Origin of the sequence: Kitasatospora sp. NPDC058170, from assembly GCF_042883905.1 — a bacterium.
Lineage (GTDB): Bacteria > Actinomycetota > Actinomycetes > Streptomycetales > Streptomycetaceae > Kitasatospora.
The window spans coordinates 626,116-636,421 of the sequence record NZ_JBHVUV010000001.1; the positions used below are offsets into that span (position 1 = coordinate 626,116).

Here is a 10,306-nt window from a genome sequence, read left to right on the forward strand (position 1 = left end):
CTCAATCATGCCGCCCGTGTCGGCGGTGTCGTCGGCTCTCCAACCCGACCCGGGGGGCCCCGTCCGGGTGGACGGGGCCCCTCGTCGCGCTTGCGCGGGTGACGGGTCGGTCAGTCCTCGCCGAGGTAGGCCTTCCGCACGGACTCGTCGTGCAGCAGGTCCGCGCCGGTCCCGGTGAGGACGATGCGGCCGGTCTCCATCACGTAGCCGTGGTCGGACAGCGAGAGCGCGGCCTGGGCGTTCTGCTCGACGAGCAGGATCGTCGTCCCGCTGGCCTTGAGCTCCACGATGGTCGCCATGATCTTCTGCATCATCAGCGGGGAGAGGCCCATCGAGGGCTCGTCCAGCATCAGCAGCTTGGGCTGGGACATCAGCGCCCGGCCCATGGCCAGCATCTGCTGCTCGCCGCCGGAGAGGGTGCCGGCGGCCTGCTTGCGGCGCTCGCCGAGGATCGGGAACAGGCCGTAGGCCCGTTCGACGTCCGCCGCGATGCCCGCCGTGTCGCTGCGCAGGAAGGCGCCCAGCAGCAGGTTCTCCTCGATGGTCATCCGGGGGAAGATGTGCCGGCCCTCGGGGGAGTGGGCGAGGCCGAGCGCGACGATCTTGTGGGCGGGGACGGTGGAGAGGTCCTGCCCCTCGAAGGTGATCTTCCCGGTGAGGGGCTTCAGCAGGCCGGAGAGGGTGCGCAGCGTGGTGGTCTTGCCGGCGCCGTTGGTGCCGATGAGGGTGGTGACCTCGCCCTGGTTGACGGTGAAGCTGATGCCCTTGACGGCTTCGATCTTGCCGTAGGCGACGCGGAGGTCCTCGACCTCGAGAAGTGCGGTCACTGGTCGGTCTCCGTAACGGCGGTGGTGCCTTCGAGCGGTGCGCCGAGGTAGGCGGTGATGACCCGCTCGTCGTTCTGGACGGTCTCGCGGTCGCCTTCGACGATCTTCTGGCCCTGGACGAGTACGGCGGTGCGGTCGCAGAGGTTGAAGATGAACCGCATGTCGTGCTCGATGACGAGGATGGAGATGCCGCGGTCCCGGATGGCGAAGACGAGTTCCTCGGCGGCCCGGGTCTCCTGGGGGTTCATGCCGGCGGTGGGCTCGTCGAGGAGCAGCAGGCCGGGGTCGGAGGCGAGGGCCCGGGCGATCTCCAGCTTGCGCTGCTCGCCGTAGGGGAGGTTGCGGGCGAGGTGGTCGGCCTTGGCGGCGAGGCCGGTGAACTCCAGGAGTTCCATGGCCCGGTCGCGGCTCTCGGCCTCGGCGCGGTGGTAGCCGGGGCCGCGCAGGATGGCGGAGAAGAGGCCTTCCTTGGTGCGGGTGTGGCGGCCGACGAGGACGTTCTCCAGGACGGTCATGTTGGCGAACAGCCGGATGTTCTGGAAGGTGCGGGCGATGCCGGCCTGGGTGACCAGGTGGGGCTTGGGGGGCAGGACGGTGCCCTGGTAGGCGACCCGGCCCTCGGTGGGGACGTACAGGCCGGTGAGGCAGTTGAAGAAGGTGGTCTTGCCGGCGCCGTTGGGGCCGATCAGGCCGATGATCTCGCCTTCGCCGACGGTCAGGGAGACGTTGTTGACGGCGGTGAGGCCGCCGAACCGCATGGTGACGCCGGAGACCTCCAGCAGCGGCTTGGCCGGGGTGGGCGGGGTGTCGGACGGGGTGGGGGCGGTGGTGGTGGTCATCTGGCTGGTCACGCCCCTGCCTTGGTGAGGGCGACCGCGTCGCCGGAGGGCTGCGCCGGGATGGCGGCCTCGTGGAACTCCAGCTGTCGGCGCCGGTTGGGGATGAGGCCTTCGGGGCGGACCCGCATCAGCACGATGAGTGCGATGCCGAAGGCGAGCAGCTGGTAGTCGGAGAGGAACTCGAGCTTCTTCGGGATGAGGAAGAGCAGGGTGGCGCCGGCCAGCGGTCCGCTGATGGTGCCCATGCCGCCGAGGATGACCGCGGCGAGCAGGAAGGCGGAGTTGGGCGGCAGTGCCTCGGCGAAGGTGTACTGGTCGGGGGTGACGGTGTAGCTGACGTGGGCCTGGACGGTGCCGGCCAGGCCGGCCAGGCAGGCGCCGAGGGCGAAGGCGAGCAGCTTGAGCCGGAAGCCGTTGATGCCCATGGCTTCGGCGGCGGTCTCGTCCTCGCGGATGGCGACCCAGGCGCGGCCGATGCGGGAGTTGCCGACCCGGGCGAAGACGAGCACGACCAGGGCGGTGACGAGCAGCATCAGCAGGTAGTAGTTGGAGAAGCGGCCGAGTTCGACGCCGGCGACGGTGTGCGGCTTGCCGAGGTCGAAGCCGAGGATCTGCAGGTCGGGGATCCGCGGGATGCCGTTGGAGCCGTTGGTGATCTTGGGGCCGGTGGTCCCGTTGAGGTTCAGCATGGTGATGCGGAAGATCTCGCCGAAGCCGAGGGTGACGATGGCGAGGTAGTCGCCGCGCAGCCGCAGGGTGGGGGCGCCGATCAGTACGCCGAAGATCATCGACACCACGGCGCCGGTGAGCATCGCGGCCCAGAAGGGGAACTGGACGTGGATGGGGGAGGCGGGCGAGCCGGAGACCAGGGCGGCGGCGTAGGCGCCGACGCCGAGGAAGGCGACGTAGCCGAGGTCGAGCAGGCCGGCCAGGCCGACGACGATGTTGAGGCCGAGGGCGACGGTGGCGAAGATCAGGATGTTGGTGGCGACCGAGGTGTACTGGTCGCTGGTCTGGGTGAACGGGAAGCTGGCGGCGGCGGCGAAGGCGGCGCCGGTGGTGACCGGCCGGTACTTGACGGTCAGCGCGCGCAGTCGGGCCACCAGGCCGGCCTTGGCCAGTGCGGCGGCCATCGCGGCGGCCAGCAGCAGGTAGCCGGTGAACAGCTCGCCGTACTCGGTGTCGATGCCGAAGGTGATCGCGAAGAGGCCGATCGCGAAGGCCGCGACGATCACCAGGATCTCGGCCCAGGAGGGGAGTTCGCGGGCGGCGGGGAGCGGGCGCTCGACGGTGCCGAGCCGCAGCCAGCTGTTGGCGAGGTGGCCGAGCTGGACGAGCAGGACGGCGCCGGTGGCGATCAGCAGGCCGCCGGCGATGGCGGTCAGCACGGGGGCGACGGGCTTGTCCTCGGGGACGGCGTGGGCGCCGAACCAGACGAGGGGCGCGACGGGCACGAGCAGGAAGAGCCGCCGGTCGAGGATGCGCAGCGGGACGCGGGTGCGCCGGTCGAGCGGCAGGGCGAGGGTGCCGGCGAGGGCGAGCAGGGAGCCGAGGGCGGCGACCCAGGCGCCGGGGTCGAGGTTGGCGAGGCCGCCGAGGTCGACCGCGATGGCGATGACGGAGAACCAGCTGACGGCGAAGGCGCCGGCGGCCGCGGTGAGCACCGCGTTGTTGCTGCGGCTGGGGGCGGCCCAGCGCAGGCCGGGGACGCCCTGGGTGGCGAGCAGCAGGACGAGGGTGAGCAGTCCGGCGGTGAGGGCGAGCCACTGGAGTCCGGCGGGGGAGCCGTAGTAGGTGAGGTCGCCGGGGAAGTCCGCGGTCCAGGTCCAGGACATCAGGGCGGACGCGGTGGTGGCGAGGGCGCCGAGGCCGGTGACGAGGGCGCCGGCGCGGGGCGGGAGCGTGATGACGGGGGTGGTTTCCGTGCTGCTGGAGGTGGTCGTCATGGTGCTCACGCCCTGTCCGCGACGCGCTCGCCGAGCAGGCCCTGAGGTCGGACGAGCAGGACGACGATGAGGAGTACGAAGGCCCAGACGTCCTTCCAGGCGCCGCCCCCGAAGAGGTGCATGCCGGGCAGGTGCTGGATGTAGCCGGTGGCGAGGCTCTCGGCGAGGCCGAGGGCGAGGCCGCCGAGCATGGCGCCGTAGATGTTGCCGATGCCGCCGAGGACGGCGGCGGTGAAGGCCTTGAGGCCGAGGATGAAGCCCATCCGGAAGTCGACCTGGCCGCTGCGCAGGCCGTAGGCGACGGCGGCGACGGCGGCGAAGGCGGCACCGATCGCGAAGGCCATCACGATGATCCGGTCGGTGTCGATGCCCATGAGCTTCGCGGTGTCCGGGTCCTGGCTGGTGGCCTGCATGGCGCGGCCGGAGCGGGTGCGGGTGACGAACCAGCCGAGGGCGAGCATGCAGAGCGGCGCGGCGATGAGCAGGAAGATGTCGCTGCGCTGGATGGTGACGGAGCCGAGCGCGAACGGGTCGCCGGGGATCTTCGGGAAGACCCGGGCCTTCTTCGCGTCGGGGTAGAACGAGAAGACGAGCTGCTGGAGGAGGATCGACAGGCCGATCGCGGTGATCAGCGGGGCGAGTCGGGGTGCGGTGCGCAGCGGCCGGTAGGCGAAGCGCTCGGCGGCGACGGCGGTGAGCGTGGAGACCAGGATGCCGGCGAGCAGCATCAGCGGTAGGGCCAGCCAGAGTGTGGTGCCGCCGGGGAGGGCGAGGTAGGCGGTCAGGGCGCCGAAGCCGCCGACCATGACGATCTCGCCGTGGGCGAAGTTGATGAGCTGGACGATGCCGTAGACCATCGTGTAGCCGATCGCGACGAGCCCGTAGAGGGCTCCGAGGATCAGGCCGTTGGCCAGCTGCTGCGGTAGGTCGTGCACCGCTGGGCCTCCGTTGTGCGTTGCGTGGGGTCCGCGTGGGTGGGGGATGTGGGCACGCGCGGGGGCACTGGTGGCGCCCCCGCGCGGGTTGTTCCGACTGCTGGGCCGGTTCTGACGGGGATGGTCAGGTTCAGCCGTTGAACGTGCCGGACTTCTCCACGGCCCACTTGCCGTCCTTGACGGCGTAGACGGTGAGCTGCTTGTTGGTGGTGTCGCCGAACTCGTCGAAGGAGACCTTGCCGGTGACGCCGTCGAAGGCGACCTTCTGGACGGCCTCGACGACCTTGGCGCGGGGGTTGTCGGGGAGCTTGCCGCCGTTGGCGGCCACGACGGCCTTGACGCCCTGGATGATGGCCCAGCCGCTGTCGTAGGAGTAGCCGCCGTAGGTCTCGTAGGCGTCCTTGTAGCCGGCGGCCTTGTAGTCGGCGATGAACTTGGCGGCGGTGGGGAGCTGCTCGACGGGCAGGCCGACGGCGGTGGCGTAGTCGCCCTGGCTCTTGGGGTTGAGCTTGATGAAGTCGCCGCTCTGGATGCCGTCGCCGCCCATCAGGGGGATGTTGACGCCGGCCTCCTTGAGCTGGAGGGAGAGCGGGCCGGCGGCGGGGTACTCGCCGCCGTAGTAGACGGCCTCGGCGCCGGAGGACCGGACCTTGGTGACGACGGCGGCGAAGTCGCGGTCGTCGGGGTTGACGTGCTCCTCGTTGACGATGGTGCCGCCGTTCTTGATGAACTGGGCCTTGAAGGTGGCGGCGAGGCCGGCGCCGTAGGTCTTCTGGTCATCGATGAGGAAGACCTTGGTCTTCTTGGCGTCCTTCGCGAGGAAGTCGGCGGCGAAGGGACCCTGGACGGCGTCGGTGGTGGCGGTGCGGAAGTAGGACTTGAACGGCCGGGCCTTGACGCCGCTGGCCCACTTCTCGCCCTGGCTGAGGGCGACGCCGGTGTTGGCGGGGGAGATCTGGACGAGGTTGGCGTCGTTGAAGATCTGCTGCATGGACTGGGCGACGCTGGAGTTCAGCGGGCCGACGACGCCGATGACGTCCTTGTCGGCGACCAGCTGGGTGGCGTTCTGCTGCCCGGGGGCGGGCTTGCCGGTGTCGTCCAGGGACTTGATCTGGAACTTGACGCCGGGAACCTCGTTCTTCTCGTTGGCCTGCTTGACGGCGAGTTCCACGGAGTTGCGGATGCCGAGGCCGAGGGCGGAGAGGTCGCCGCTGAGCGGGGCGTCGATGCCGATGGTGACGGTGGTGGTGGCCCCGGCGTTGTTGCCGTCGCCCGACTTCTTCTCGCCGCGGGAGCCGCACGCGGTGAGGCTGAGGGCGCCGATCACGGCAATGCTCACGACAACAGCTGAACGATGACGCACGAGGGTCCCCTTCGGTTCAGGTAGGCGCCGCGCCGGAGTGGCGGGAGCCGGGATGCGCGATGGGCCTGGCCCAATCCGGTGGCGCGGTGACTGGCCGTGACTCTAGATGCCCCTGGGCGGCTCTGGCAGTGGTGCGGCGAGGCTGTGATTCTCTTGTTATGAGCACACGGAGCAGTTGTCTCACTATGTGGTCGTTCTGGCCCGACCGATCCTGCGCTGTCGGGGTTCTACTGGCTGGTAGGCGGCTGTAAGGCCCAGAAATGCGGGTTACTCCTGGCCTATCCGATAATCGGACACGACTATCCGCCGTGCTGGTTTCGGGCGTGTGCGTCCGAATATCGGACGATTGCCGGAATGACCGTCCGCTCCCGAGTGGTCGGACCCTCGGGAGTGGCCAAAAGCTCGGATTTCCTAGCTGTTACGCAGTGTTACATTCCCAAAAGTGAGTAGACATGACACCGCCCCCTTGTCTGGACCAACGCCTGCCCAGGGCAGTCGAAGGTCAAACAAGGGGGCGGGTAAGGGATTTGATGATCGGTCGGGCGGCTGACCCTGCATCAGGTGGCCGTCGTCGCCGGCGACAGGGTGTCAGCTTTGCGGTCAGACCCGATCAGATCCGGCTGAATCCGCTCAGGTCTCCGCCCGGGTCCGGGTCCGGACCGCTACTCGGCACCCGGCCCGGGTCTCCGCCCGGTCCGCGTCCGGGCCTGCGCTCAGAGGTCGCGGAGCATGCAGGTCAGGCGGCAGCTGGTGATCCGCCTGCCGGTGTCGTCGGTGATCGCGATCTCGTACGTGGCGGCGGTGCGCCCCTTGAAGACGGCGGTCGCCACCGCGGTGACCAGGCCGGAGGTGGCCGAGCGGTGGTGGGTGGCGTTCAGGTCCACGCCCACCGCGTACCGGCCCGGGCCGGCGTGCAGCATCGCGCCGACCGAGCCGAGGGTCTCGGCGAGCGCCGCCGAGGCGCCGCCGTGCAGCAGCCCGTACGGCTGCTGGTTGCCCTCGACCGGCATGGTGCCCACCACCCGGTCCGGGGAGGCCTCGACGATCCGGATGCCCAGCTTCTCGCCGAGGTGCCCGCCGGAGAAGGTGGCCGGGTCGACGCCGAGCTTGGCGAAGTGGTCCAGCACCTCCTGCGGCACCTTCAGGACGGGGGCGCTGTCGGGGATCGCGTCGGGGGCCGCTTCGGTCATGGGGGAGCTCCTGCTGCTCGGGATCACGTCATCGTGCTGACTGTGATCGTACGACCGTCCTACTCGGCGGTAGCGGTCGCGTCGCGGTGATGGCGTGGCGCCCGCCCCGCACCGGCCGCCCCATCCGTCCCGCGCCCGCCCCATCCGTCCCGCGCCCGCCTCCCCGCCCGCCCGGCGCCCGACCTGCGCGACGCCCCTTTTGTCGGTGCCGGGCCATAGGATCGGTGGCCGGTAGTGGAATCGGCAGGAACGGACGTTGACGTGGCTACGCAGAGTACGGACAAGGGCGCGGCGGGTGGCGGCGGGGCGCGGCCCCGGCTGATGCTGCTCGACGGCCACTCCATGGCCTACCGGGCGTTCTACGCGCTGCCCGTGGAGAACTTCAACACCTCCACCGGTCAGCCCACCAACGCGGTGTACGGCTTCGCCTCGATGCTCGCCAACACCGTCCGGGACGAGCAGCCCACCCACATCGCGGTGGCCTTCGACCTCTCCCGGCAGACCTTCCGCTCCGTCGAGTTCCCCGACTACAAGGCCAACCGCGCCAAGACGCCGGACGAGTTCCGCAGCCAGATCGGCCTGATCGGCGAACTGCTGGACGCCATGCACGTCCCGCGGATGACGGCCGAGGGCTTCGAGGCCGACGACATCATCGCCACCCTGGCCACCGCCGCCGAGGCGGCCGGCTTCGACGTCGACATCGTCACCGGGGACCGCGACTCCCTCCAGCTGGTCACCGAGCACATCACCGTCCTCTACCCCACCAAGGGCGTCTCCGAGCTGACCCGCTACACCCCGGAGAAGGTCGCCGAGAAGTACGGCGTCACGCCCCGCCAGTACCCCGACCTCGCCGCGCTGCGCGGCGACCCGTCCGACAACCTGCCCGGCATCCCCGGCGTCGGTGAGAAGACGGCCGCCAAGTGGGTCAACCAGTTCGGCTCCTTCGACGAACTCGTCGCCCGCGCCGACGAGGTGAAGGGCAAGATCGGCGAGAAGCTGCGCGAGCACCTCGACTCCGTCAAGCGCAACCGGGTCCTCACCGAGCTGGTCCGCGACGTCGAACTCCCGCTCGGCGTCGACGACCTGGGCCGTGCCGCGTTCGACCGCGAGGCCGTCGCCACCCTGATGGAGTCGCTGGAGTTCCGCAACGCCAACTTCCGCGACCGGGTGTACGGCATCGACCCGGCCGCCGCGGAGCCCGAGGCGGCCGCCGAGCTCGCCCCCGGCGTCGAGGTCGACGGCGAACTCCTCACCGACCCGGGCACGGTGGCCGGCTGGCTGCGCGAGCACGCCGCCGGCAAGGCGCCGGTCGCCCTCGCCGCCGTCTACCAGTGGTCGCTCGGCACCGGCGAGGTCACCGAGATCGCGCTCGCCGCCGGGGAGACCGCCGCCTGGTTCGACCCGGCCCTGCTCGCCGAGGAGGACGAGCGCGCCTTCGCCGACTGGCTCGCCGACCCGGCCGCCCCCAAGGCCCTGCACATCGCCAAGCAGGTCATGCGCGCCTTCGCCGAGCGCGGCTGGCGGATCGAGGGCGTCGTCGCCGACACCGCCCTCGCCGCCTACCTGGAGAAGCCCGGCCGGCGCACCTTCACCCTGGAGGTGCTCGCCGAGGAGTACCTGGGCCGCTCGCTCGCCCCGGCCCCCGCCGCCGAGAGCGGCCAACTCGCCTTCGACGCCCCGGAGGAGGACGCCACCGCCGGGGCCCAGGCGCTGATGCTCCAGGCCCGAGCCGTGCTCGACCTCGCCGCACTGTTCGACACCCGCCTCGCCGAGGCCGGCGCCACCGAGCTGCTGCGCGACATGGAGCTGCCGATCGCCGCCCTGCTGGCCCGCATCGAGCGCACCGGCATCGCCGCCGACCGCGCCTGGCTGACCGGCCTGGAGTCCCAGTTCGCCACCGAGATCCAGCGCGTGGTGGAGGAGGCGCACGCCGCCGCCGGCCACGAGTTCAACCTCGGCTCGCCCAAGCAGCTCCAGGAGATCCTCTTCGGCGAGCTGGCCCTGCCCAAGACCAAGAAGATCAAGACCGGCTACACCACCGACGCCGACGCCCTCACCTGGCTCGCCACCCAGACCGACAACGAACTGCCGGTCATCCTGCTGCGCCACCGCGACCAGGCCAAGCTGCGCACCACCGTCGAGGGCCTGCTCAAGACGGTCTCCCCGGCCGGGCGCATCCACACCACCTTCAACCAGATGGTCGCCGCCACCGGCCGGCTCTCCTCGCAGGACCCGAACCTGCAGAACATCCCCGTCCGCACCGAGGAGGGCCGGGCCATCCGCCGGGCCTTCATCGTCGGCGAGGGCTACGAGTCGCTGCTCACCGCCGACTACTCGCAGATCGAGCTGCGCATCATGGCCCACCTCTCCGAGGACGAGGCCCTGCTGGAGGCCTTCGCCACCGGCGAGGACCTGCACACCACGGTGGCCTCCCAGGTCTTCGAGGTCCCCGGCGACGCGGTGGACGCCGAGATGCGCCGCAAGATCAAGGCCATGTCCTACGGTCTGGCGTACGGCCTCTCCGCGTACGGGCTCTCGCAGCAGCTGGGCATCAAGCCCGCCGAGGCGCAGGGCCTGATGGACACCTACTTCGAGCGCTTCGGCGGCGTGCGCGACTACCTGCGCCGGGTCGTCGACGAAGCCCGCGCCACCGGCTACACCGAGACCCTGCTCGGCCGCCGCCGCTACCTGCCGGACCTCAACAGCGACAACCGCCAGCGCCGCGAGATGGCCGAGCGGATGGCCCTCAACGCCCCCATCCAGGGCTCGGCCGCCGACATTGTCAAGATCGCCATGCTCCGGGTGGACGAGGCGCTGACCGCCGCCGGCCTGAACTCCCGGATGCTGCTCCAGGTGCACGACGAAATCGTGCTGGAGCTCGCCCCCGGCGAGCGCGAGCAGGTCGAGGCGCTCGTCCGCGAGCAGATGGCCGGCGCCTACCCGCTGCGCGCCCCGCTCGACGTCTCGGTCGGCGTCGGCGCCGACTGGGAGGCCGCCGCGCACTGACGGCGCTCCACCGGCCCGTGGGCGCCGACCGGTCGCGGCCGGCGCCCACGGGCTTCTGCTGTCCGCGTTGCGGCCCTGGGGTCCCGTTGGAGGGTAACACCCAAACCACGGGGCGGGGGGTGAAGGAACCCAAAGTGGGGGGGGGTTGGTGCCGCGGTGAGGGGCGGTGGGGGGGTGGGGGGGGGGGGGTGTGGTGGTGC

At 70.8% G+C, this 10,306-nt stretch carries 7 protein-coding genes; 1 reads left to right on the top strand and 6 read right to left on the bottom strand.

Annotation, left to right across the window (positions count from 1 at the left end; translation table 11 throughout):
* Positions 1-110 precede the first annotated feature (110 nt).
* From ACFVVX_RS02815 to ACFVVX_RS02840, 6 genes are all read right to left on the bottom strand, one after another.
* The gene (locus ACFVVX_RS02815; RefSeq protein ID WP_387940607.1) at positions 111-827 is read right to left on the bottom strand and encodes an ABC transporter ATP-binding protein; all 717 of its coding nucleotides are present in this window, start codon (positions 825-827) and stop codon (positions 111-113) included.
* On the bottom strand, positions 824-1,666 hold the full coding sequence (locus ACFVVX_RS02820) for an ABC transporter ATP-binding protein (RefSeq protein ID WP_387940671.1): 843 nt from the start codon (positions 1,664-1,666) through the stop codon (positions 824-826). Before ACFVVX_RS02820 ends, ACFVVX_RS02815 begins: the two co-directional genes overlap by 4 nt.
* Before the next feature lie 8 nt (positions 1,667-1,674).
* Complete coding sequence (locus ACFVVX_RS02825; RefSeq protein WP_387940673.1) at positions 1,675-3,612, bottom strand: branched-chain amino acid ABC transporter permease; 1,938 nt, start codon at positions 3,610-3,612, stop codon at positions 1,675-1,677.
* A gap of 5 nt (positions 3,613-3,617) precedes the next feature.
* Positions 3,618-4,547 (bottom strand): branched-chain amino acid ABC transporter permease, encoded by a 930-nt coding sequence (locus ACFVVX_RS02830; protein ID WP_387940609.1) that lies wholly within the window; start codon positions 4,545-4,547, stop codon positions 3,618-3,620.
* Between the two features lie 130 nt (positions 4,548-4,677).
* Entirely contained in the window at positions 4,678-5,910 is a 1,233-nt protein-coding gene (locus ACFVVX_RS02835) for a branched-chain amino acid ABC transporter substrate-binding protein (RefSeq protein WP_387940611.1), read from the bottom strand.
* A 713-nt stretch (positions 5,911-6,623) separates the two neighbouring features.
* Positions 6,624-7,100 carry a PaaI family thioesterase gene (locus ACFVVX_RS02840; RefSeq protein WP_387940613.1) on the bottom strand — a complete coding sequence of 159 codons (477 nt, stop codon included), beginning with the start codon at positions 7,098-7,100 and terminating at the stop codon, positions 6,624-6,626.
* Between the two features lie 321 nt (positions 7,101-7,421).
* Between ACFVVX_RS02840 and polA the strand changes: the two genes are divergently transcribed.
* A complete protein-coding gene (gene polA / locus ACFVVX_RS02845) occupies positions 7,422-10,106 on the top strand; it encodes a DNA polymerase I (RefSeq protein WP_387940675.1) in 2,685 nt (894 codons plus the stop codon).
* The last annotated feature ends 200 nt before the right edge of the window (positions 10,107-10,306 follow it).

Coding starts and splice junctions, on each gene's coding strand:
- polA (WP_387940675.1), top strand. CDS start 7,422: ATGCTGCTCGACGGCCACTCCATGGCCTACCGGGCGTTCTACGCGCTG.
- ACFVVX_RS02840 (WP_387940613.1), bottom strand. CDS start 7,100: ATGACCGAAGCGGCCCCCGACGCGATCCCCGACAGCGCCCCCGTCCTG.
- ACFVVX_RS02820 (WP_387940671.1), bottom strand. CDS start 1,666: ATGACCACCACCACCGCCCCCACCCCGTCCGACACCCCGCCCACCCCG.
- ACFVVX_RS02825 (WP_387940673.1), bottom strand. CDS start 3,612: ATGACGACCACCTCCAGCAGCACGGAAACCACCCCCGTCATCACGCTC.